Source organism: Aurantibacter crassamenti, from assembly GCF_016811105.1.
Taxonomy (GTDB): Bacteria; Bacteroidota; Bacteroidia; order Flavobacteriales; family Flavobacteriaceae; genus Aurantibacter_A; species Aurantibacter_A crassamenti.
The window spans coordinates 935,276-958,982 of the sequence record NZ_JAFBGM010000002.1 but is presented as its reverse complement, the minus strand read 5'-3'; the positions used below and the strand labels follow the sequence as shown (position 1 = coordinate 958,982).

Here is a 23,707-nt window from a genome sequence, read left to right as displayed (position 1 = left end):
TCAGTTGAAGACCTTAAGTTATATAAAACAATTTACCATGAAAAAAACAATCCTAATCACAGGCGCCTCCTCAGGCTTTGGCCTTTTGTCTGCAAATCTCTTGTACGAAAAGGGACATAAAGTTTATGGTACGAGTCGAAGCCCAGCTCGGTATCAAACACCTTTTGAACTGCTCGAAATGGATGTTCAAGATTTGGGCTCCATTCAAAATGTGGTTTCGCATATTATAACAGAGCAGGGGCAAATAGATGTGTTGATTAACAATGCTGGGATGCTTTTATATGGTGCCTTGGAAGAAGCCTCAGAAAAAGAGGTGCAACGCATTTATGATGTGAATGTTTTTGGGGCGATGCGGGTAGCGAATGAAGTCTTACCCCAAATGCGTAAAAGCAGAAAGGGAAAAATTATCAATGTGACCTCATTGGCTGGCCTGGTAGAAACCCCAACCTTTGGTCATTACTGTGCAACCAAACATGCTTTGGAAGGCTACACCAAAACCCTATCGCACGAAGTTGCCCCGTTTGGCATTCAAGTGGCCTTGGTAAAACCTGGGGAGTATTATACCAATATTTTCGAGAATGCCGTTTTCTCTGAAAATAAAATAGCCGATTATGAATTTTTACGGGAAATTCTGAACGAACAAGTGGAAGCCCGTATATCGGCCGAGGACAATAATTCGCAAGAGGTTGCCCAATTGATTACCAAACTGGTTGAGGTGAAGCAGATGAAATTGCATAACCGCATCGGCAAGTTTTCAGGTATGATTCCGATGCTAAATCTTTTCCCCGGCATGCTCAAAAAAGTGGTCAAGAAAACCTACGGCCTTGATAAAGTTTAATACAGAATAGAATAAATAATTAATCTAAATTTTTGAAAATGAAAACAACACTTTAAATTTTAACCGTACTGCTTGTTGCAGCGAATTTTTCATTCGGTCAATCAACTGAGCCGAATAGAAGAACCTATGCCGTCAGATCCATGACACTTAAACAGGGAGTAGATGTCATGGCATTTGAAAAATATGCAAAAGAACAATTAGATTCTGCGTTTCGAAATGTACCCGGTGCGGAAGCTAAAATAGCAAAGGCTGATCGCGGTAAAGACAAGGGTATTTATTTGCTAATTTATTTCTATGATAGCAAAGCAATAAGAGATCATTATTATCCCGAAGAAAAGGCAACAGAGTATTCAAAGGCTGCATTGGAAATGACATGCCATATTGAAAAAGCTATTCGGGAGCTTTATGAATTTGTAGAAGAAGAACCCGAAACTTCAGAATACACAGATTACGTTTTTATCGAATAGAATGTGATACATGAAAAAACCCCCAAGGTTTTGAAGCCTTGAGGATTTTTACTTGTTCGCCATTCACAACTTAAATATTATTTAAGCCTTACGCGTTGTTTTACCCAAGCTAAGGCATTGTCGTATTCAATAAAGAATTTCATTGGTTTTTTGTAGAACATCTTTTCAATTTTGAAGTTGTGCATGTCAATTTCTTTAATTGAAACAATAGCAAATGCCTTCAAATTATCAAGTTCTCTTAAGTAACTGTAAACCGTTGGATCAACAGCATACGGATTTCTTCTTAAACTTATATAACCAAAATTACGATCTCTAAAATGAATTTCTGATATGCCTATTATTTGATAGGCTCTTTCTAAGGTTAGTGTAGCACCTTCATCAAAGATGACTACCATGTAATTTTCAAATACTTGTACCAAGGCCGTATCTAGTCGGTACTCTTGTACAATGATCGTTTTTTTAGGTCTTTCTAAATTCATGTGTATCGTTTTCTATAATGTCCTGAGACGAAAGTAGACCTAAGGTGAAGTTTTTAGAAAATTTTTAGATAAAAGGCGCAAATATCGTTTATCCTGCTTTTTATTAGTGTTTTGCAGCGATTTCATTCTTACCTTTTAAATAGTACCCATAAAAAAAGAGGGTTGTTATACAACCCTCTTATACTTAAATTCTTACTAAAATTTAATTATTTTTCAGTCTCTGAAGACTTTCTTGCTTTTTTTATCTTAATAGTAAGCTCTTCTTTTTTCTTATCAAGATCCATAAAAATACTATCGCCTTCTTGTAATTTTGAATTTACAATTTCTTCAGCTAGGGCATCTTCAATATATTTTTGAATTGCTCTTTTAAGTGGTCTAGCTCCGTATTGCTTATCAAAACCTTTATCTGCGATATAATCTTTTGCTTCATCTGTTAAACTCAAATCATAACCGATGTCTTTAATTCTAGCAAAAAGTTTACGCAATTCAATATCAATAATCTTATGAATATCTTCTCTTTCTAGTGCATTGAAAACAATTACATCATCAATTCTATTTAAGAATTCAGGAGCAAATGCTTTTTTAAGCGCATTTTCAATAACACTTTTCTGATGAGATACTTCTTGTGATTTTTTAGCGGAAGTTCCAAAGCCAACACCTTGTCCGAAATCTTTTAATTGTCGTGCACCAATGTTAGATGTCATAATGATAATCGAATTTCTAAAATCGATTTTACGACCAAGACTATCCGTAAGATAACCATCATCTAAAACTTGTAACAACATATTAAACACATCTGGGTGTGCTTTTTCTACTTCATCTAATAAGATAACAGAATACGGTTTGCGACGTACTTTTTCAGTTAATTGTCCACCTTCTTCATAACCAACATATCCCGGAGGTGCTCCAACCAATCTTGAAATGGCGAATTTTTCCATGTATTCGCTCATGTCAATACGAATTAACGCATCTTCAGAATCAAACATTTCTTTTGCCAATACTTTAGCTAACTGCGTTTTGCCAACTCCTGTTTGTCCTAAGAAAATAAACGAACCAATAGGCTTGTTTGGATCTTTAAGTCCGGCTCTATTTCGTTGTATAGCTTTAGCAACTTTAGCAACTGCTTCATCTTGTCCGATTACATTAGACTTAATAAGTTCAGGTAATTCTGCTAATTTGTTACTTTCTGTTTGTGCTATTCTATTTACAGGTATACCACTCATCATTGAAACCACATCAGCAACATTATCTTCAGATACTGTTTCTTTATGTAGTTTGCTATCTTCTTCCCATCGTTCTTGAGCAGCGGCTAAATCTTTTTCAATGCGTTTTTCGTCATCACGTAGTTTAGCAGCTTCTTCATATTTCTGCTTTTTAACAACACTGTTTTTTAGCTCACGAACATCCTCTAGTTGTTTTTCAAAATCTAGAATTTGTTTAGGAACATCCATATTAACAATATGAACACGCGAACCAGCTTCATCTAAAGCATCAATAGCTTTGTCTGGTAAAAAGCGATCTGTCATATATCTATTAGTTAACTTAACACAAGCAACAATAGCTTCGTCAGTATAAGATACATTGTGGTGATCTTCGTATTTACCTTTTATATTTTGAAGTATTTCAATTGTTTCATCTACCGTAGTTGGTTCAACAATAACCTTTTGAAAACGACGCTCTAAGGCACCATCTTTTTCTATGTATTGTCTGTATTCATCTAATGTAGTAGCACCTATACATTGAATTTCACCTCTTGCAAGAGCAGGCTTAAACATGTTTGAAGCATCTAAGCTTCCGGTAGCGCCACCAGCACCTACAATAGTATGAATTTCATCTATGAATAAAATAACATCGTCATTTTTTTCAAGCTCGTTCATAACGGCTTTCATTCGTTCTTCAAATTGACCACGATATTTTGTGCCTGCAACCAATGAAGCAAGATCTAAAGTGACAACTCGTTTGTTGTATAGAATTCGAGATACCTTTTTATTGATAATTCGCAAAGCTAAACCTTCTGCAATGGCACTTTTACCAACACCTGGTTCACCTATTAATAACGGATTGTTCTTTTTTCTTCTACTTAATATTTGTGAAACACGTTCAATTTCTTTTTCACGACCAACCACAGGATCCAGTTTGTTGTCTTCGGCCATTTGAGTTAAGTCTCTACCGAAGTTATCTAATACTGGAGTCTTTGATTTTTTATTTCCCTTTTGTGTTGATGAAGTGCCAAAAGAACCTTCTTTACCTTCATTGGGTTCATCATTCTCACTAGGAAAAGATTCAGAGGTTGGTGCATCTACAATATCATCATCACTTGTAATCATGAATTTGAATTGTTCTTTTACACCATCATAGTCTACTTTCAATTTGTGTAATAATTTTGTTGTTGGATCATTCTCATTTCTAAGAATACATAATAATAGGTGCGCTGTATTAATAGATGAACTTTGAAATAATTTAGCTTCTAAGAAGGTTGTTTTTAATGCACGCTCTGCTTGACGCGTTAAATGCAAGTTTTTCTTGTCTTTTTGAATACCACTTGGGTTGGGATTAGACGGACTCAATATTTCAACTTTTCTGCGCAAGTGATCTAAGTCAACCTCTAATGCATCAAGAATACTTATGGCTTTGCCATTGCCATCGCGTAGCAGACCTAACATTAAATGTTCGGTTCCTATAAAATCATGTCCTAGCCTTAAGGCCTCTTCCTTACTATATGCTATTACATCTTTAACCCTGGGTGAGAAATTATCGTCCATAAACTATCCTTATTTCATCGATAAAATTAATAAAACTATGCTTATCTAACGCAAATAGTGTACCTATATTCCAAAAAGTCCTCTGAAAACATAAAAAAATAGAATATATAAGTAGAATGTGCATTAAATTAATCAATTAGTACGGTGTATTCGAGTGTTAATAAATTGTTGAATAAAGTAATGTTAAAATGCCCTGAAGGGTCGTATTTTATGTAAATTGGCATGCTATTTTTAACACTAACAAAAATATAGGATTTAAGCATGGCTGAAGGCGAAAAATTAATCTCGATCAATATTGAAGATGAAATGAAATCTGCTTACATCGATTATTCGATGTCGGTCATTGTGTCACGTGCGCTGCCAGATGTGCGTGATGGATTGAAACCTGTGCATCGCAGGGTACTTTATGGAATGCATGAACTAGGTGTGAGATCTAATAGTTCGCATAAAAAATCAGCACGTATTGTTGGTGAGGTTTTAGGTAAGTATCACCCACATGGCGATACGTCAGTTTATGACTCTATGGTGCGTATGGCACAAGAATGGAGTTTGCGTTATATGCTGGTTGATGGTCAAGGAAACTTTGGTTCTGTTGATGGTGATAGCCCTGCAGCAATGCGTTATACTGAAGCAAAAATGCGAAAGATTGCTGACGATATGTTGGCAGATATAGATAAGGATACTGTTGATCATCAATTGAATTTTGATGATTCTCTTGAAGAACCTACGGTATTACCAACAAGAGTTCCTAACCTATTAGTTAATGGTGCTTCTGGTATTGCTGTTGGTATGGCCACTAATATGCCACCACATAACCTTACGGAAGTTGTTGACGGTACGGTTGCATATATAGAGAACAACGATATTGAAATTGATGAGATAATTACTCATATAAAAGCTCCTGATTTTCCTACTGGAGGAACAATTTATGGTTATGACGGAGTAAAAGAAGCTTTTCACACTGGTAGAGGTCGTGTAAAGATTCGTGCAAAAAGTGAAATTGAAGAAGTTCAAGGAAGAGAGTGTATCGTAGTTACTGAAATTCCATATCAAGTTAATAAGGCCGACATGATCAAGAAGACGGCTGATCTTGTTAATGAAAAGAAAATTGAAGGTATTTCAAGTATTCGTGATGAATCAGATAGAAATGGTATGCGTATCGTATACATTCTTAAAAGAGATGCAATTCCGAATATTGTTTTAAATACACTTTATAAACATACAGCGCTACAATCTTCTTTTAGTGTCAATAATATTGCATTGGTTAATGGCAGACCAAGATTGTTGAATGTCAAAGAAATGATTCACTATTTCGTTGAACATAGACATGAAGTAGTTGTACGCCGTACCAAATTTGAACTGAAGAAAGCTGAAGATCGCGCTCATATCTTAGAAGGATTGATTATTGCTTCGGATAATATTGATGAGGTTATTAAGATTATACGTGCTTCTTCAAATGCAGATGAGGCTCGTAATAATTTAATTGAGCGTTTTAAATTATCTGAAATTCAAGCGAAGGCAATTGTTGAAATGAGATTGCGTCAACTTACCGGTTTAGAGCAAGATAAATTGCGCGCTGAGTATGATGAAATTTTAGAAACAATAGCTGATCTTAAAGATATATTAGATCGTAAAGAGCGTAGAATGCAAATCATTAAAGATGAGTTGCTAGAGGTTAAAGAAAAGTATGGTGATGCCAGACGTTCAGAAATTAATTTTGCGGGTGGTGATTTGAGTATGGAAGATATGATACCAGATGAGCAAGTTGTAATTACAATTTCTCATGCGGGTTATATTAAACGTACACCAGTATCAGAATACAAAACACAAAATAGAGGTGGAGTAGGGCAAAAGGCTTCGTCTACAAGAAATGAAGATTTCTTAGAACATTTATTTGTAGGTACAAACCACCAATACATGTTGTTCTTTACACAAAAAGGAAAATGTTTCTGGATGCGTGTTTATGAAATTCCTGAAGGAAGTAAAACCTCAAAAGGTAGAGCAATTCAAAATCTAATAAATATTGAACAAGATGATATGGTTAAAGCCTTTATCTGTACACAAGATTTAAAAGATGAAGAATATGTCAATAGTCATTATGTGATTATGGCTACTAAACAAGGTACAGTTAAGAAAACTTCATTAGAACAATATTCTCGACCACGACAAAACGGAATTAATGCAATTGGTGTTCGTGATGGAGATGAATTGTTAGAAGCTAAATTGACTACAGGTACCAGTGAGATATTCTTAGGCTTGAAATCAGGTAAAGCAATTCGATTTGAAGAAAGTAAAACACGACCAATGGGTAGAAATGCTTCTGGTGTTCGTGGAATTCGCCTTGCAGATGAAAAAGACGAAGTAATTGGTATGGTTTCGGTGCATAATTTTGACGATGAAATATTGGTTGTTTCAGAAAATGGCTATGGTAAAAGATCCAGCATAGAGGATTATCGCGTAACTAATCGTGGAGGTAAAGGTGTGAAGACAATTTCTATCACCGAAAAAACAGGAGGCCTCGTTGCCATTAAGAATGTTTGCGACTCTGATGATTTAATGATAATTAACAAATCAGGAATTGCAATTCGAATGAGCGTAGAAGATTTACGAGTTATGGGTAGAGCCACTCAAGGGGTTAAGCTCATAAATATAAAAGGTAATGATTCTATAGCTGCTGTGGCTAAGGTGATGAAAGATGAAGATGATATAGAAGAAGTAGCTGATATTTTAGACATTGAGGTGAAAACTGAAGATGGCACGGCTCTTGATAATATTGAATCAGATGATTCAGAAGAATAATTTTAAACACAAATAACTATTAATTTAATGATGATGAAAACAAAAATTTTAATAATTGCGGCTATGTCTTTCGCTATGGTCGGATTTGCACAAAAATCTGAACTTAAAGCTGCTGATAAAGCTTTAAAAGGCGGTGACTCTCAGACTGCTAAAACTGCATTAGAGAGTATTGCAGGTTCTATCTCTGGAGCAGATGAAAAGTATCAAGCGCAATATCAATTTTTAACAGGTAAGACCTATGCTGATTTAGCAAAAAAAGGTGATGCCACTGCATTTCAAAAAGCTGTTGATGCTTTTAAAAAGGTAAAAGAAATGCCTGCTGGTAAGAAATATGTTGCTGAAACTGATCAACATATGAGTGCTATTACGGCAGATTTAGTAAATTCTGCTGTTGCAGATAACGGAAATAAGAACTTTAAAGAAGCGGCTGAAAAGTTGTATTTAAGTTATAAACTTAGCCCTAGAGATACTTCATATCTTTATTTTGCTGCAGGAAGTGCCGTAAACGGACAAGAATTTGAGCAAGCGCTTCAGTATTATAATGAGCTTCAAGAATTGGGTTATGATGGTGGTGGAGTTGTTTATAAAGCGACAAATGTTGCTTCAGGTCAAGTTGAAGAAATGGACAAAACTCAAAGAGATTTGATGGTGAAGTCAGGTACTTACAAAGACCCTCAAGATGAAAAATTACCTTCTAAGTCTGCTGAAATTGTAAAGAATACAGCATTGATTTACACGCAACTTGGCCAAGATGAAAAAGCAATTGAAGCGTATAAAGCGGCTCGAGCTAATGAGCCAAATGATGTGAACCTTATATTAAATGAGGCTAACTTATACTACAAATTGGGTGATAAAGATAAGTTCAAAGAACTTATGGCTGAGGCTGCTTCTGTTGCTCCTGAAAATGCTGATCTTCAATATAATATTGGCGTTATTAATATGGAACAGGGTAATATACAAGAAGCCCGTGTTGCTTATAGAAAAGCTCTTGAAATTAAACCTGACTATACAAACGCTCAGTTAAATCTTTCTACAACTTATGTAAATGAAGGTAACGGTTTAATTGATGAAATGAATACTTTGGGTAATTCAAAAAAGGATATTGCAAGATATGACGAATTGAAAGCTCAAAAAGATCAATTGTTTGGTGAAGGTGCTAAAGTTCTTGAAGATGCCTTAAAAGGTAACCCAGAGAACCAAGGTTTACTAGAGCAATTAAAGAATATTTACGGTGCAATGGGTGACAATGAAAATTTCATGCGCATTAAAAAATTATTAGGTGAATAATTAGATTGACCTAAATATAGAATACTAAAAAACCTCCTGAACTCAGGAGGTTTTTTTATGCTTTTCAAATTATAGATTTATCGAACTATTTGTTTAATGACCCTTAGTTTGTGGGTGTATTTGCGTAATTCGTTATCGAAAATTCCAGTATGATCTATGCGGTCTACTTTTACTTTTCCATTAACATGAACCACATAATTATCACGCATTATAATACCAACATGATTTATTTTACCGTCTGAATCATCAAAAAATGCTAAATCCCCAGGTTCGCTTTCTTCAATAAAACTTAACGAATCTCCTTGCAAGGCTTGTTGGTCTGCAGTACGTTTTAGTACAACACCATTCATTTTGTAAACCATTTGAGAAAAACCTGCAGAGTCGATGCCAAATGGGGATCTTCCTCCTGATAATGATGGAGAATTTAAATAATAGAGCGCTGTATTTACAAGATTTTCTTTTCCTAGTTTCTTTTCAGTCTTAATCACTTCACCCTCTAAAGTATGCTCTAATATATTGATTTTTGGAATGGTAGAGCCAAGAAGTATTGGTATGAATTGACTGTTTTTACCCTCCATATACGAAACCAATTGTGCAGCATGGTTTGGGTGTTTATCCGTATCCAAATCAGTATATGATTCTTTTTCAATATTGGTGATTTGGTTATTTTGAATCCACCCTTCACTGCCATCAAATGCCAGCCGGACTTTGCTCCAATGTTTGCGTTGTTCAAGAATTTTGTAATGTTCGCCATATAGCATTTGTGTTATCATTTCTGATACTTCATCTGCTGTTAAACGAATGGGAATAATTGAAAGATGACAAATGCCGTATTGCATGTGTTACTACAGGTAGATTAATTTCTTTCTAATACTATAGCTGAAGCTCCACCGCCACCGTTACAAATTGCAGCTGCTCCTAATTTAGAATTTTTCTGCTCTAGTACATTGAGTAGCGTGACTATGATTCGTGCTCCTGAACACCCTAAAGGGTGACCTAAAGAAACGGCACCGCCATTTATATTAACTTTAGTATCATTCAGCCCTAGTAATTTCATGTTGGCCAATCCTACTACCGAAAATGCTTCATTAAATTCAAAATAATCAATGGCATCAATTTGCACACCTGCTTTGTCTAATGCCTTTGGCAATGCTTTGGCTGGGGCAGTAGTAAACCATTTTGGTTCATGGGCAGCATCGGCATAACCTTTTATTGTCGCCAATGGTTTTAGATTTAATTCTTTAGCTTTTTTAGCACTCATCAGCACTAATGCAGCTGCTCCGTCATTAATTGTAGATGCATTAGCCGCAGTTACGGTACCATCTTTTGTAAAGGCTGGACGCAAATTTGGAATTTTATCAAGCTTTACATTTCTATATTCCTCATCCTCAGAAACAAGTATAGGTTCGCCTCTTCGCTGTGGTACTTCAACAGGTACTATTTCATTTTTAAATCTACCCTCTTTCCAAGCTTCGGCAGATCGAGAATATGATTGAACGGCAAAAGCATCTTGATCTTCTCTACTAAATTCATATTTTTCTGCACAGGCATCGGCACAGACCCCCATAGCATTTTCATCATAAACATCTACAAGACCATCACGTTGCATTCCATCAATTAATGATGCAGGTCCAAATTTTTGTCCTGTTCGCATATAAACATAATGCGGAATCAAACTCATATTTTCCATTCCACCTGCAACAACTATTGAAGTGTCACCTAAGGCAATTGATTGTGCTGCCTGCATTACTGCTTTCATACCAGATGCACAGACTTTATTAATTGTAGTACAAGGCACGGTATCAGGTAGGCCTGCAAATATTGCAGCTTGGCGTGCTGGCGCTTGACCTGTGTCCGCTTGAATTACGTTACCCATAATTACCTCTTCAACTAAACTTGCATCTAAATTAATGCGCTCAAGAGCACCTTTAATTGCAATAGCTCCTAACTGGGGAGCAGGGATGGTTGAAAGTTGGCCCATAAAGCTGCCAATTGGGGTGCGTACCGCTGAAACAATAACTACTTCGTTCATTTTATGCTAATATATGAATTGCGAAAATAAGAAATAATCGACCAATCAAATCGTTAAAGAATATGGAAATACTGAGTAAAGCTATGCGATAAATCATTCTTAAGCTTTTTATTTTCTATTTTTGAAAGTAGATACCTTCCTCATGCGAAATTTTTTGGACAAGATTTTTAAAAATCAATCCCTTATTTATAAATCACTATTGTACATAGCGGCAGTGTGCTTTATTGTATTCTTCTTTCCGAAGGGAGGACAATTTAAATATGAATTTCAAAAAGGGAAAACCTGGCAGTATGATAATTTATATGCTCCTTTTGATTTTTCGATCAGTAAAAGTCAAAGTGAAATATTGAATGAACAAAAGCAAATTAAAGAAGAAAAGCTAGATTATTATAAGTGTGATTTGCAAGTGTTTAAAGATGTAAGCGATGCTTTTGAGAAACGATTTCCAGTAATTTTTTCTGAGGATAAATACACAGAGCAACAACTTATTACCCTAAAAGAAGCAGCGAATGAGATACTCAACGATTTATATGAAAATGGAGTTGTGCGCACCAAAGCGAAGGGTAGTGTTTTTAAAGATATTTACATAGTAAAGAATCAAGAAGCAACTAGAATAGAATATAATAGTCTTAGAAGTATTGGATATTTAAATACCTCTATTGCGGCTTATTTAAAGAGAAAAGGCTTGAGTTCGTTCTCTACTAGTTATCAAAAATTATTTGCCGGTTTAATAAAACCAAATGTTTCTTTTGATAAGGATTTAACCAGTAAAGCCATTGAAAGTGAGCTTTCTAAAATTTCACATACTAGGGGGGCTTTAACTGAAGGTGATTTAATTATTGCAAGAGGAGAGGTGATTGAGGCTGAAAATTTAAATGTATTGAATTCCTTGAAAAAGGAATTTGCTTCAGAACTTTGGGCAAATAATAATTTTTATTACATCATTAGTGGTTATACTGTTTTGGTGGCTTTGGTTTTGATGATGCTCTTTCTTTTTCTTAAAAAGTATAGAATTGAAATTTTTGACAATAATACCAAAGTAACATTTATATTTTTTAATATAGTATTGATGGTGTTCATTACCACTTTAGTGGTGAAATATAATGAAGCTTATATTTTTGTGGTACCACTATGTATATTGCCACTTATCATTAAAACGTTTTTTGATGCCCGTTTGGCTCTCTTTGTACATGTGCTGGCAGTTTTGATTTTAGGCTTTGTGGTGCCCAATAGTTACGAGTATATTTTTCTTCAAATTATTGCAGGTATCATTACCATTTTAACGGTTTCTCAGCTTTATAAAAGAGCTAACTTATTTATTTCAGTAGGTCAAATTACTTTGATTTATATCGTGGGATATCTCGCATTTCATACAATTCATGAAGGCAGTTTGAAAAATATAGAATGGTTTACAATCGGTTTGTTTCTGCTAAATGGAATGATAACCTTATTTGTACAGCCGCTTATTTATATTTATGAGAAGGTTTTTGGTTTAGTATCAGACGTTTCTTTACTTGAGCTTTCAGATACCAATTCTAAACTTTTAAAAGAATTATCTAATAAAGCGCCAGGTACTTTTCATCATTCTTTACAAGTGTCGAATTTAGCAGAAGCTGCGGCTAATGAAATTGGCGCAAATGCGATGTTGGTTAGGGTAGGGGCATTGTATCATGATATAGGTAAAATGGAAAATCCTACTTTTTTTACCGAGAATCAAATCACAAATGTAAATCCGCATGATGAGGTTACGGCGAAGGAAAGTGCAAAAATAATTATCAATCATGTTATAAATGGAATTGAATTAGCCAGAAAGAACAATTTACCAGATCGAGTTATTGATTTTATTCGATCGCATCATGGTACAAATACGGTCTATTATTTTTATAAAAAGCAACAAGAGCTTGAAAAGAATGTAAATATTGAGGATTTTAAATATCCTGGGCCATTACCATTCTCTAAAGAGACTGCTATTCTAATGATGGCTGATTCTGTTGAGGCTGCCTCCAAAAGCCTTAAAAACCCTACCTTTTTGGTAATTGATGCATTTGTTGACAAGATAATTGCAGGGCAAATGGATGCTGGCCAATTTATCAATGCAAATATTACTTTTCGAGAGATTGAAACGGTCAAAAAGGTTATGAAACAGAAGCTTACGAACATATATCATTTGCGAGTAGAATATCCTGAATAAAAAAAGTAAAAAATAGTTGCGTTAGTTCAAACGAAAAAGTACATTTGCAACCGCAATTTCCCGATAGGGTTTTGTGAAAGTTCTTTAAAAGAAATAGGAGAGGTGCCTGAGTGGCCGAAAGGAACGGTTTGCTAAATCGTCGTACCCCAAAAGGGTACCCAGGGTTCGAATCCCTGTCTCTCCGCAATTTTCTGCGAGAGTAGGCAGTTGAAAATATATACAATGAATGTTAACACCGGTTGATTCATTGTTTTCTATGAAAAATAGAAAAAACACTCATTATCGGGGTGTAGCGTAGCCCGGTTATCGCGCCGCGTTTGGGACGCGGAGGTCGCAGGTTCGAATCCTGTCACCCCGACTTTAACATTTTGTTAACATTTAGAACCTGATAATCAATTGATTATCAGGTTTTTGCGTTTTAGGAATTTGTCGAAAACCGCTATTTTTGTATTAAAACCCAAGAAAAAGGTCAGCAAATCGGATAACAAATTACTTCAGTACGCCAAACGTATCGAAAATAAGGAGACTTTGAAAAGGTTCATCGGGGAAATGGGATTAGAACCTATATATTTTGATCTCCATCACTTGATTTTTGCTATTCGTATATTTAATGTTGAGAATTGGAATATATCTTAAATCGAGGTTTTGACTTTTCGATTAAAAGCGGACTTGATTAATGATTTTGACCAGAGAATGAAGCATTCATTCCCTACACAATATGATGAGGTAGGGAAGAGGATAGCCAAAATCTGGGATTGGGTCCAAGTCTTATTATATAGAAATTCTTTATTAAAAATAGAATGAAAAGAAACCACGAAGGGACATGATGAGAATAGGTCGTGATTTTACGAGGTATTCCTATAAAACGGTCGTTTAATAGTTGGTCATTAAAAAAAAAGTAGTTTACGAAACTAAATCTCCAACTTTTTGAACTCCGAATAGCGTAAGTGTTTCATCTTTTCCTTTTAAGAAAGTATCCACGTATAGCTGACTATCATATTGTTTCTTACTATTGATTACATTCCATATCGTTTCAGAAACCAACAGTTCCTGTTGGTATTTGTTGCAAAGTGATTGAATTCTTGATGAAGTATTGATCACATCTCCATGGTACGCCAGCTCTTTTTTTATTGTTCCGATTTCGGTAAATACGATAGTTCCACCGTGGACACTAGCCTTAAATTCGGGATAAAACCCATACTTGTTCTGGTAATAGTCTTTCTTACTTTTTAATTGTTCTTTGAACTTGAAAAAAACTTCCACACAATTATTAAACTGTAATCCGCCTTTATAGGTCCATACAAGTACTGCTTCGTCACCTACATATTGGTATATGGTAGCATCGTGTTTTGATACGACTTCGTTTAGCTCAACGAATGTCTCTTGAATAAACTGGCTGTATCTGTAATCACCTAATTTTTCAGCAATAGCAGTCGATGATTTTAGGTCTAAAAACATAAATATACGGGCTAGTTTTTGTGGTTTTTTGTAGACACCCAAGAGCATTTTAGCAAAAATACCTTTGCCGAAATTATCTTTTGCCATCTGTAAAAATGAAAACACAAAGAGTGCGACTAGAAAGTATACTAAAGAAGTTCTGAAGAATTTATTTTGGATCCACCACCATCGTTCACTGGAAAAAGATTCATTACCATCATCTAAAATAAGCGTTCTGGCCGCGGTGAGTAGCGCAACAAGGATAACAAAATATGCCAAGGACTTGATCAGGAGCTGTAACCAAAGCACCAACTTTTTTAGGAATGTTTTTTGAAAAACAAATTCAATTAAAGTAAAAAAGACACCTAGCAAAGCACCTGTATAGACTGCGGGCAAAAGAAGGTCTTTAAAGATAATATGTTGGGTTGGAAGCAACCCAAGGTTGTCGATACCATAGAATTTCAGAAATACATAAAACAGAAAAGCCAGTGTCCAATAAAGTACGGATTCAAGTATAAAGGGCACGTGTTTCATTGGAAACATCATCTTGAGTTTTCTTGGGATTTTTTTCATGAAAAATTTAATCGGCATCTCCTAAATTAAATTTTCATGCATATCATTCAAAGCTTCAATTATCGTACTACCATACCCTTTTGTTATTTCAAATTCTTCATTGTCTACTAAAGAAACACCGTATGATTCACTAGATCGGTAAATTTTTAAAAATTTCAATTGATTTGTATTTAATTCCATTGTTTGTACAATTTAAATTGTTGAATGTTTTCGATTATATGTAGCTGTTGTCTAATTAATGAAGATGTATCCTAAATCAAAGCTCCTAGCCTTTAAAGCTAATTGTAAGCTCTTCTACCTTACCACCTCTCAATACTTTTAGCACGAATTCTTTCATTTTGTAGAAATCCGATCTATTAGCCATTGCATTATCCACTTTTTCAAAAGCTTCTTTGGTCAATGGAAATCCGTTTACCGATAGTATAATATCCCCTCCTAAAATCAAATGCTCATCTTCAATGGTAATAGTTTCAAATCCGCCTTTGATTCCGGCGAAATATGCAGGTGAAAACCGAACTACGGATTCAACCAGCAAGCCGCCATTAATGGGGACATTTAACATCCATGCCAATTCTTTATCCAGAATAAAACCATTAATACCGTTCCATCTTCTATTGCCGTTCACAACCAATTTCTTGGCTAAATTGGAAGTAGCTGCAAAACCCAACCCCTGAAAACCTCCAGATTCTGAAATGATGTAGCTTGAAATTCCGATGACCTCTCCTTGCAAGTTAAACATTGGACCACCGGAATTTCCCTGATTTATCGATGCATCCGTTTGAAAGTACTCATTGATTACAAAGCCAGAGGTCCTGGTTTTTTGCTTTTGTCTGCCACTAATGTAGCCGGAAGAAAGTGAATGTTCCAAACCATACGGAGCTCCTAAAATAATAATCTGCTCTCCTACCGAGACCTTATCCGAATCTCCCATTTTTGCCACTTTATATACCTTGGGCATCCACGATAATTTCAATAACCCTATGTCCGCAACTGGGGCCGACCTAATCACTTTAGCGGGAATTTCTTCCCCATTTAAAAATTTGACGACGACTTTTTCAGCATCATTGACGACATGGGCGGCCGTTAAGATTTCTCCATCCTCTGAAATAAGAACACCTGAACCGATACCTTCATCGACAATCATTTGATGGCTTTCTTCAAATAATCTTGATTCGGTCAGAATAGTAACAACGGATGTATTTACTTGTTTGTAAAGGGATGCTATATCTTGGGCATTGGCGATGCCTAATGTAAAAGAGAATACCACAAGAAAGATGGGCATTTTAATTGTAATCATTGACTTCATTTTATTGTTAGTTTAAAATTTATAGGCTAGTGAAAGTCCTAAATTGAATGTGATGATTTTGGGCTTGTAATTTGAAGTGATGCGCCCATTGTCAATTGTTGTGTCAACACCGGAAATTGTTACAAAACCACCGCTGAAAGTAAAAGTGGGCATTAGACAAAAGTAGTTTCCTAAGTCACGTTTAAGCCCAATACCAAATTCGTAGCCTAAACCCAAACCGGTCTCACTAGAGCGATTTACTTCAGTATTGGTGTTTTCATTCGTAGCCGTTATTGACATCTGTGGGTTAGAAACAAGCATAGGGCCCAATCCGATACGGGGATAGAGACTGAATTTTCTGCCCAAATTTATTTTGTATTCAATTCCTGTAAGAAGGGAATAGGTTTTCCAAACATCGGAACTACTAACAAAATTTGCTGCTTTATTTGTTGTTTCCAATTCTTTTACCAATGTGGTGACATCGGTATCAAATTTCTGATAACGAAAAGTTAATGTTAAATTCAGCTTTTCGCTTAAAGCACTTCCTGCATATAAATCCAACTTGTTTCCGCTTTCTGCGAAACCTGCATTGGAATTGTTGATAGCGTCATCCTTAAAATCTACTAATGGAAAACTTTTTCCATAAGAAATTCCAAAATAATAGTTGCTTTCTTGAGCAAAAACAACGGTTGTGGTTATGTGAAAAACGATTATAAAAATATATTTTTTCATTTTAAATTAGTTTTGAAAACTTGATAAAGAAAAACTCAGATCTGGAACAAGCTTTATTATCTCGCTCGGCTCCACTGTAGATCAGCGGATATGAAGCGTGCAGTTACCTTAAGGTTAAGTTTATCCCCTTCCATCTGACATTCTACATCCAATAGCCTTTCTCTCTTTTTGGAGTATATCTTGCCTACCCATTTACCTTCTTGATACTTCAAATTGAGTACTTCGATGTCTGTGTTTCGCTCTCCCTCTGCGTTTATAGGGTTTCCAAGGTATATATTACCTTCTTTATAGATTTCTACTTTTGTTTCATCTGCTGTAGTCCAAACAGCAACTATCTCATTTTGTTCATCTTGCTTATCTTGTGCAAAGAAGTTAATCGATAGGACAAAAAAGGAAATTGTGATTAAGTGATTCATATTTCTCATGATTATATTTTTTGATTACGGGGCGAAACTATTTTGATAGCGGGCCAGTGGCAAAAAAAATTTACGAAATTGCTGTATAAATGAACCAAATGGATGTTGAGGGCAACTAAGCCTTTTAATTATCAAAACGAACAATTCGTACCATGAAATCATCATTTCATTCATTTGATTATGAAAAATTAGAAGATGACGCTAATATTGTTCCTATGAGCAGCGCATTGTCTAAAACGGAGCGATTTTTTAAAGTCGGCCCCTACATCCTATGGTTTGGGATACATATCTCCATCAGTTTGGTACTTGCATATCAAAGAAGTCTCGCAGATACTATTTACTATTTGGTAACCTATATATTTTTAGGTTCCTTGATTATTTGGCTTTTTGGGTATAAACTCTTTCCCGAATACTTGGCTAGGGAAGGGAACATCAATCGAAGATTGGGACTGTTGATCACCACGAATATCATTCTTTTTGTTATCGGAATCTATGCGCATACCATTATGGCGGAAATATTGGGGTTAAACCAGATCAGTGACCAATACGCCCCTAAATCGGTTCGTATCGCTTTGTGGCTTTTAATGGTTTTATTAGGAATAATTTTTGTGGCCAGTATTCGAGTAGCACATGTTTATTACCTTAATGCAGTTCAAAAAGTTGAACATAAAGTGGAAAGAGCCGAGGCCGAACTGAGATTGTTAAAAAGTCAAATAAGCCCTCATTTTCTGTTCAATACGTTGAATAACATCTACGGGCTTGCATACTTGAGAGATGAAAGAGCTGCTGAAATGATTTCAAAACTATCCAAGCTGTTGCGTTATTTACTGTATGACTGCGATCGGCCCAAGGTACCTTTGGCCAAAGAAAAGGAACTGATAGAACACTATTTGAGTATACAGTTGCTTAAGCATGAAGATTCCCGCAATGTTGATTTCTATCATGCAGGAATTACGGATAACAATAAAATTGCGCCTATGATCCTTATCAATTTTATTGAAAACTGTTTTAAACACTCCGATTTGGAAACCAATCCCCGAGGTTGGATCAAGATTGGTTTGGAAGTGGAAAAAAACGAACTTAGTTTTAAGACAGAAAATACCTTCAAGGATGAAGTTAAGGAAGTTGAAAGGGATCAAATGGGAATAGGGCTTAGAAATTCATTAAAACTTTTAGAGGCCAATTACCCAGAGAAGCACGAAGTTGATATCACCAAGGAAAATAACGTCTATCAACTAGACCTAAAGATTACGTTATGAAAATGAAATGTCTAATTGTCGATGATGAACATATTGCCCGAAAGATTCTTTCGGATTATGTTGGCAAAGTCCCTGAGTTGGAACTTGTGGCTTCCTGCAGTTCTGCACTGCAAGCGCTCAACCATATTAAAAATGATCGTATAGATGTTTTGTTTCTCGATATACAAATGCCCGATCTTACGGGGCTGGACTTTCTGAAAATCTTACCGAACAGGCCAGCTACCATACTTACCACGGCCTATTCCGAGTTTGCAGTTCAGAGTTATGAACTCGATGTTGTAGACTATTTGTTAAAACCGATAGATTTCGACCGATTTTATAAAGCGGTCACCAAAGCTATTTCACTTAAAGATTCAAAAGCTGATTATCCCGTAACTGCATCACCCTCAATCTCTCCGCCTACGGACAAACTATTTATTAAAGCAGACAGTAAAATCATCAGCGTCGCATTTCAGGACATCATTGTCATTAATGGCCAAGGTCCCTATGTACAGTTAATTACCGTTCATGATCGTAAAATTATGACGTTGCAGTCAATGAGTAAATTAGAAGAAATGCTTCCTGCCAATTTTCACAGGATACATCGTTCTCACATTGTCAATATCAATCATATAGACAGTATTGATGGTTATATGGTTAGATTAAAAAATCATACGGCCATAGTGAGTAAAAACAAACGAGACGAATTTCTTAAGCTAATTGATCAGCACAATTTATTGGGGGACTGATTTAGGGATTACTTAAAAAGATAAGTGTCCCATTAAAAGAAGGTTTTCTATAACTGATATTTATTGGTAAATATCGATGTAGATAAAATTTGTTCGCCTTTAATATTATTTTTAATCAGACAAATGATATATTTACAGCATCAGAAAGTTAAGCATTTTGCTATAAGTTCATTTATCATTGTGTCAACAAATCGGTTAACAGTAAGGTTTTTAAATCCGTAACTGATTGATATATAATATATTGAGTGGTATAGTTCTAATCCTGCCACCCCGACGAATTGAATATAAAACCCTGAAATTCAGGTTTTTATTTTTTATAAAAATCCAAAATCCTATAAAAATCAAGTTTCAGGGAGACCTATTCGGTTACTTGTTTTACCTATCACTTTGCCAAACCCCCGTCTTTTTTGATGTTGCTGGTTTAGGTTCTCGGGGAACACGGATTCGAACCGTAACTTTTTATCTTCTAATCAATTACTTATCAATAGTTTATTAATTTTGTAAAACCAATGAACAATGTTCTAAATGAAATAGTTAATTTTTCTAGCTTAAAACTCTATTTTTCGATTTTGGAGGCAAAAGATAAACTCATAAAACATCTACGACAAACAATTACACTTACAAATGAAGAGGCAGTAATTGTTAGTAACAGCTTTAAAGAAAACCGTTTACAGAAAAAGGAAGTTTTATTATTTGCAGGAGAAATTTCTTCGCATATGCAATTCATTGCTGAGGGATGTTTAAGGGCATATTATATGGATGAAGAGGCCAAAGAACATATCGTTCAATTTGGTATCGAAGAATGGTGGGTGAATGACCTATATAGCTATCTTACCAAAACTCCTTCTAAACAATTTGTCCAAGCTTTGGAAAAAAGCACAATTCTGCAAATACAACGAGACACTTTGAATAACCTTTATGATGCGGTTCCTGCAATTGAGCGATTCTTTAGGATAAAATTTGAAAATGCCTATGTCGCTTTTCAATATCGCACAATTGATGCGATGGCAAAATCAGCTGAAGTACGATATTTAGAATTCCGCACAAAATACAGGGAAATTGAACAAAGGGTCCCTCAATATATGATCGCTTCTTATTTGGGTATCACTCCCGAATTTCTAAGTACCCTTCGCAAAAATTTGAGATAAACTCATTTATTAATCCAGATTAAGATTATTCATTTTTACTTCTAATAGGTTTGTACTGCAATCATTGAACTCAGTATAAAATGAAAAGAATAGTCGCATTTACGGGCAGCAACAATCCAGCTTCTATAAACGAAAAGTTGATAAAATACATTAGTAAGGAATTCCCTAACAGCGGGATTGAGTTTGTAGACCTTAAAAAATATAACCTACCAATTTACAGTCAGGAAATAGAACAAAGAGGTATCCCAGACCTTGCCAAAAAACTATTTCAATTATTTGCCTCGGCAGAAAGATTTATTCTAGCTTCTCCAGAACATAATGGTCTTCCTACGGCTTTTTTAAAAAATACCATTGACTGGCTATCAAGAATAGACCAACGTTTCTTAGGCGACAAACCCATTCTTCTTTTAAGTACATCACCAGGAGCAACGGGAGGTAGTACCCATTTGGAAATATTGGCCAATCTGATACCACGATGGGGAGGGCAGCTCGTAGGCCGTTTTTCGTTGGGCAGCTTTCAACAGAATTATAATGAGGACACTAAAAGTCTGAATAATATAAAGGAATCATACCTACTTAAAAGTCTGGTTATAAGCTTCTTAAAAGACAAACCACTTCCGGAAAAAGATGGTTCATTCGAAATTGATGAACTAATGACTAAGATTACCAAACAGTTTAAATCAAAAGGATTTTTATAGATATATACTAATTACTTGGAATGATTAAACAATATTTTGCAGTTCCTTCTTTATCGGTTTAACAAAAACAGAAAATCATGAACAAAAAAATAATTGAACATTTATTCGCGTTTTGGAAACAAATAGGGCATAATGGTGGTTTCATTAAAAAAGAAAAAGGTTTTAACAGCACCCATCCATCTGAAAACTCATGGCCCAGTAAGATTTTCAATATAAACGTTGATGCGCTTGACCTAAAGGATCTCCAACAAAAAATACGATCAAAAAAGTTACCTAATTCAGTCGAGGTGTATGAACAGGCGTCCGTTGAAAAAATACTGACATCTAATGGGTACAGTTTAACTTCTACATTAAAGGCCATGGCTTTGACAACTAATGGATCTTTATATGGTAACATTACGGATTCTGATTTTCTACAGGTTCATTCGGAATACGAAGCTAGGCTATTTGCAGAAGTAGCATCCGAGTCCTTTGGATACCCTGTTAAAACGTCCACAGTAATTCCGCTATACAAGGACCCCGCGTTTAAACTCTTTCTGGGGACATACCAGAATTCTTTTCCCAGTTGTGGCATGGTTTATTTGGACAAAAATGGCGTTTCCGGTATCCATATGATTGGCACAATAGCTGATTACAGGGGATTGGGACTTGGAAAAAAGATGACACAACTTTTAGTTAATGAAGCTATAAAGAACCAAAGCAAAAAAGTGTTTTTGGTTGCTTCACAAGCGGGAGAAAGGATCTATACCAAAATGGGGTTTGAAACTTATGGGGTTTTGGAAAGTTACTCCTTGCCCATGAATTGAACACGAGATGTAAATTTAATATGAAAGGGTAATTGTTTGTTTCAATAAATGGAAAACAGCTGCCCCTTTTTTATGCAATCATCCGAATCGACCCGATAGTTTTCTTTCGGTCCACTTGATTTCTTAAGCTACCTTAATCAACCCCCAATTGCTTGACTATAAATTTGTTGTGAATCAAAAATAGCAGCAATGTCTAGAAAAATATCTTTACTTATTTTGATTTATTTGACCGTTTTAAGCGTTGCGGGTCAAGAATTGAACTTCTCACCAGATTTAGTATTAGGCAACCGTTCTGTAACCTATAAACATCTAATTAAATATTCGATCAATCCAAGACTATCTGTTGATAATTTGACACTATTTGATACCGAATATGAAGAGGATGCCAACAATATCTACTTTGTCAGGAATAATTTCTCTTATCATTTCAATGAAAAAGTTAAGCTCAACACTGCAATAGGGATTAAGAATCCAGGGGCATTCTGCACAGTGTCTTTAGGTTTTTCATTTAGAACGGCCAATTTTTCCTTTGCCTATACTGCTGGCAGTACATATCAAAAAGGGTTTTCATTTGAGCAATCCTTGGTATTAAGTTATACCCCGGATTTAAGTAATGACTATAAAGGCTATATAAATCTTCTTGCGACGGCAAACATAAATGCCAACGGATATATCAGAGGATTGCAACAGTTTAAAATCGGAATGCTAAAAAAACAGTTGATAACTGGGTTGGCATTAAACCTGGATCAGTTCAACAACGCTCGAAAAAAGTTACAGAACATGGGCATATTTCTAAAGTATAATTTTTAACCTTAAATATTTAATACAATGAAAAGAAACAAGAACCTAGGAATTTTAATTCTAAGATTGGCGATACCCTTTACCATGTTGATTTATGGTATCAACAAAGTAATCGAAGGCACGGGATTTATTGGAAGCCTTTTTGAACAATATGGTTTGCCAAAGTTTATAGCAAATGGCATTTTTATTGGCGAGATAGTAGCCCCTTTAATGCTGATGATGGGATTTAGAACCAGATTGGCCGGATTGATTTTCTCCTTTAATTGCCTAGTGGCTATTGTAATGGCGCAAACCCAAAATATATTTAAATTGAACCAATTTGGAGGATGGTCTTTGGATTTATTATTTATTTATCTAATGGCAGGAATCGTATTTTACGTGAGTGGTGCTGGCAAATACGCCTTGTCAACTTCCAATCATTGGGATTAACCCTTTTTTTTATCATCTATGTTAACTATTAAAATAAAATAATGCACGTTGTAATCTATAAGTTCAATGTTATCAATGGTTTTGAAAATGACTTTGAAATTGTATGGGAAAAATTGACAGAAGCATTTATGAACTATTCAGGTGGTCTAGGCTCTCGTCTTCATAAAGATGAAGAAGGTAATTATATGGCTTACGCCCAATGGCCTAATAAGGAAACATGGGAGCAGGCAGGAAGCAAGCTTCCCGAAACCACTAATGAACTGATTCAAGCAATGAAGAGAAGTTGTGAAAGTACAGATGTGCTTTTCCATTTGGATATTACAAATGATTTGCTGCAACCTTAGCAATTGACTTCACGTGAGGAGCTCCTATATAAATTTATAGTAATCATCAGGGGTCCGAGCTACTTCAACACATACCAAAAAAGAACAATTCGCTAATTACCTAGCTGTTGAACCTGAATTTTCGAACCTTTAACAATAAAAGAAGTCTTCGGATTTATTTAGACTAGCATGGATGTTTAAGACAGGTATTTAAAAA

The 23,707-nt window shown here is 35.4% G+C and carries 22 protein-coding genes and 2 tRNA genes; 15 read left to right on the top strand and 9 right to left on the bottom strand.

Going from position 1 to position 23,707, the window contains the following annotated elements:
- Positions 1–37 precede the first annotated feature (37 nt).
- Together JQC67_RS16780 and JQC67_RS16775 are read left to right on the top strand one after the other, a co-directional pair.
- Positions 38–838, top strand: coding sequence for an SDR family NAD(P)-dependent oxidoreductase (locus JQC67_RS16780; protein WP_203254068.1), 801 nt, complete (start codon positions 38–40; stop codon positions 836–838).
- A gap of 140 nt (positions 839–978) precedes the next feature.
- Entirely contained in the window at positions 979–1,305 is a 327-nt protein-coding gene (locus JQC67_RS16775; protein WP_203254067.1) for a hypothetical protein, read from the top strand.
- Positions 1,306–1,382: 77 nt separating this feature from the next.
- Here the strand turns inward: JQC67_RS16775 and JQC67_RS16770 are convergent, their stop codons facing one another.
- Positions 1,383–1,784, bottom strand: coding sequence for an STAS/SEC14 domain-containing protein (locus JQC67_RS16770; RefSeq protein WP_203254066.1), 402 nt, complete (start codon positions 1,782–1,784; stop codon positions 1,383–1,385).
- 206 nt (positions 1,785–1,990) lie between these two features.
- Positions 1,991–4,546, bottom strand: coding sequence for an ATP-dependent Clp protease ATP-binding subunit (locus tag JQC67_RS16765; protein WP_203254065.1), 2,556 nt, complete (start codon positions 4,544–4,546; stop codon positions 1,991–1,993).
- A 261-nt stretch (positions 4,547–4,807) separates the two neighbouring features.
- On the opposite strand from JQC67_RS16765, the gene gyrA reads away from it, so the two are divergent.
- Together gyrA and JQC67_RS16755 are read left to right on the top strand one after the other, a co-directional pair.
- The gene (gene gyrA, locus JQC67_RS16760; RefSeq protein ID WP_203254064.1) at positions 4,808–7,345 is read left to right on the top strand and encodes a DNA gyrase subunit A; all 2,538 of its coding nucleotides are present in this window, start codon (positions 4,808–4,810) and stop codon (positions 7,343–7,345) included.
- Between the two features lie 33 nt (positions 7,346–7,378).
- Positions 7,379–8,632 carry a tetratricopeptide repeat protein gene (locus JQC67_RS16755; RefSeq protein WP_203254063.1) on the top strand — a complete coding sequence of 418 codons (1,254 nt, stop codon included), beginning with the start codon at positions 7,379–7,381 and terminating at the stop codon, positions 8,630–8,632.
- 77 nt (positions 8,633–8,709) lie between these two features.
- On the opposite strand, the gene JQC67_RS16750 is transcribed toward JQC67_RS16755, so the two are convergent.
- On the bottom strand, positions 8,710–9,471 hold the full coding sequence (locus JQC67_RS16750; RefSeq protein ID WP_203254062.1) for a C40 family peptidase: 762 nt from the start codon (positions 9,469–9,471) through the stop codon (positions 8,710–8,712).
- A 17-nt stretch (positions 9,472–9,488) separates the two neighbouring features.
- Positions 9,489–10,664, bottom strand: a complete 1,176-nt coding sequence (locus JQC67_RS16745; protein ID WP_203254061.1) for an acetyl-CoA C-acyltransferase — start codon at positions 10,662–10,664, stop codon at positions 9,489–9,491.
- A 142-nt stretch (positions 10,665–10,806) separates the two neighbouring features.
- On the opposite strand from JQC67_RS16745, the gene JQC67_RS16740 reads away from it, so the two are divergent.
- The 3 genes from JQC67_RS16740 to JQC67_RS16730 all read left to right on the top strand — a co-directional run bounded on the left by JQC67_RS16740 (position 10,807) and on the right by JQC67_RS16730 (position 13,213).
- On the top strand, positions 10,807–12,855 hold the full coding sequence (locus tag JQC67_RS16740) for an HD family phosphohydrolase (protein WP_203254060.1): 2,049 nt from the start codon (positions 10,807–10,809) through the stop codon (positions 12,853–12,855).
- A 96-nt stretch (positions 12,856–12,951) separates the two neighbouring features.
- Positions 12,952–13,039 (top strand) — tRNA-Ser (locus JQC67_RS16735).
- Positions 13,040–13,138: 99 nt separating this feature from the next.
- A tRNA-Pro gene (locus JQC67_RS16730) sits at positions 13,139–13,213 on the top strand.
- A 545-nt stretch (positions 13,214–13,758) separates the two neighbouring features.
- Here JQC67_RS16730 and JQC67_RS16725 read toward each other — a convergent pair.
- The 5 genes from JQC67_RS16725 to JQC67_RS16705 all read right to left on the bottom strand — a co-directional run bounded on the left by JQC67_RS16725 (position 13,759) and on the right by JQC67_RS16705 (position 17,307).
- Entirely contained in the window at positions 13,759–14,865 is a 1,107-nt protein-coding gene (locus tag JQC67_RS16725; RefSeq protein ID WP_203254059.1) for an adenylate/guanylate cyclase domain-containing protein, read from the bottom strand.
- 21 nt (positions 14,866–14,886) lie between these two features.
- Positions 14,887–15,045 carry a hypothetical protein gene (locus JQC67_RS16720; protein ID WP_203254058.1) on the bottom strand — a complete coding sequence of 53 codons (159 nt, stop codon included), beginning with the start codon at positions 15,043–15,045 and terminating at the stop codon, positions 14,887–14,889.
- Between the two features lie 85 nt (positions 15,046–15,130).
- The gene (locus tag JQC67_RS16715) at positions 15,131–16,162 is read right to left on the bottom strand and encodes a S1C family serine protease (protein ID WP_203254057.1); all 1,032 of its coding nucleotides are present in this window, start codon (positions 16,160–16,162) and stop codon (positions 15,131–15,133) included.
- A gap of 21 nt (positions 16,163–16,183) precedes the next feature.
- Positions 16,184–16,882 (bottom strand): hypothetical protein, encoded by a 699-nt coding sequence (locus JQC67_RS16710; RefSeq protein WP_203254056.1) that lies wholly within the window; start codon positions 16,880–16,882, stop codon positions 16,184–16,186.
- A 56-nt stretch (positions 16,883–16,938) separates the two neighbouring features.
- Positions 16,939–17,307 carry a hypothetical protein gene (locus tag JQC67_RS16705; protein ID WP_089891035.1) on the bottom strand — a complete coding sequence of 123 codons (369 nt, stop codon included), beginning with the start codon at positions 17,305–17,307 and terminating at the stop codon, positions 16,939–16,941.
- Positions 17,308–17,450: 143 nt separating this feature from the next.
- Between JQC67_RS16705 and JQC67_RS16700 the strand changes: the two genes are divergently transcribed.
- The 8 genes from JQC67_RS16700 (at position 17,451) to JQC67_RS16665 (ending at position 23,511) form a co-directional block, all read left to right on the top strand.
- Positions 17,451–18,557, top strand: a complete 1,107-nt coding sequence (locus JQC67_RS16700) for a sensor histidine kinase (protein WP_203254055.1) — start codon at positions 17,451–17,453, stop codon at positions 18,555–18,557.
- Positions 18,554–19,285, top strand: a complete 732-nt coding sequence (locus JQC67_RS16695) for a LytR/AlgR family response regulator transcription factor (protein ID WP_089259853.1) — start codon at positions 18,554–18,556, stop codon at positions 19,283–19,285. The genes JQC67_RS16700 and JQC67_RS16695 overlap by 4 nt, the downstream gene beginning before the upstream one ends.
- Before the next feature lie 509 nt (positions 19,286–19,794).
- Positions 19,795–20,433: a Crp/Fnr family transcriptional regulator gene (locus JQC67_RS16690; protein ID WP_203254054.1), complete on the top strand. Its 639-nt coding sequence runs from the start codon at positions 19,795–19,797 to the stop codon at positions 20,431–20,433.
- A gap of 80 nt (positions 20,434–20,513) precedes the next feature.
- The gene (locus JQC67_RS16685; protein ID WP_203254053.1) at positions 20,514–21,131 is read left to right on the top strand and encodes an NADPH-dependent FMN reductase; all 618 of its coding nucleotides are present in this window, start codon (positions 20,514–20,516) and stop codon (positions 21,129–21,131) included.
- Positions 21,132–21,208: 77 nt separating this feature from the next.
- Positions 21,209–21,937, top strand: a complete 729-nt coding sequence (locus JQC67_RS16680; RefSeq protein WP_203254052.1) for a GNAT family N-acetyltransferase — start codon at positions 21,209–21,211, stop codon at positions 21,935–21,937.
- Positions 21,938–22,126: 189 nt separating this feature from the next.
- Positions 22,127–22,747: a hypothetical protein gene (locus tag JQC67_RS16675; protein ID WP_203254051.1), complete on the top strand. Its 621-nt coding sequence runs from the start codon at positions 22,127–22,129 to the stop codon at positions 22,745–22,747.
- A gap of 18 nt (positions 22,748–22,765) precedes the next feature.
- Positions 22,766–23,167, top strand: coding sequence for a DoxX family protein (locus tag JQC67_RS16670; RefSeq protein WP_203254050.1), 402 nt, complete (start codon positions 22,766–22,768; stop codon positions 23,165–23,167).
- Between the two features lie 41 nt (positions 23,168–23,208).
- Entirely contained in the window at positions 23,209–23,511 is a 303-nt protein-coding gene (locus JQC67_RS16665; RefSeq protein ID WP_203254049.1) for an antibiotic biosynthesis monooxygenase family protein, read from the top strand.
- Positions 23,512–23,707: the final 196 nt, after the last annotated feature.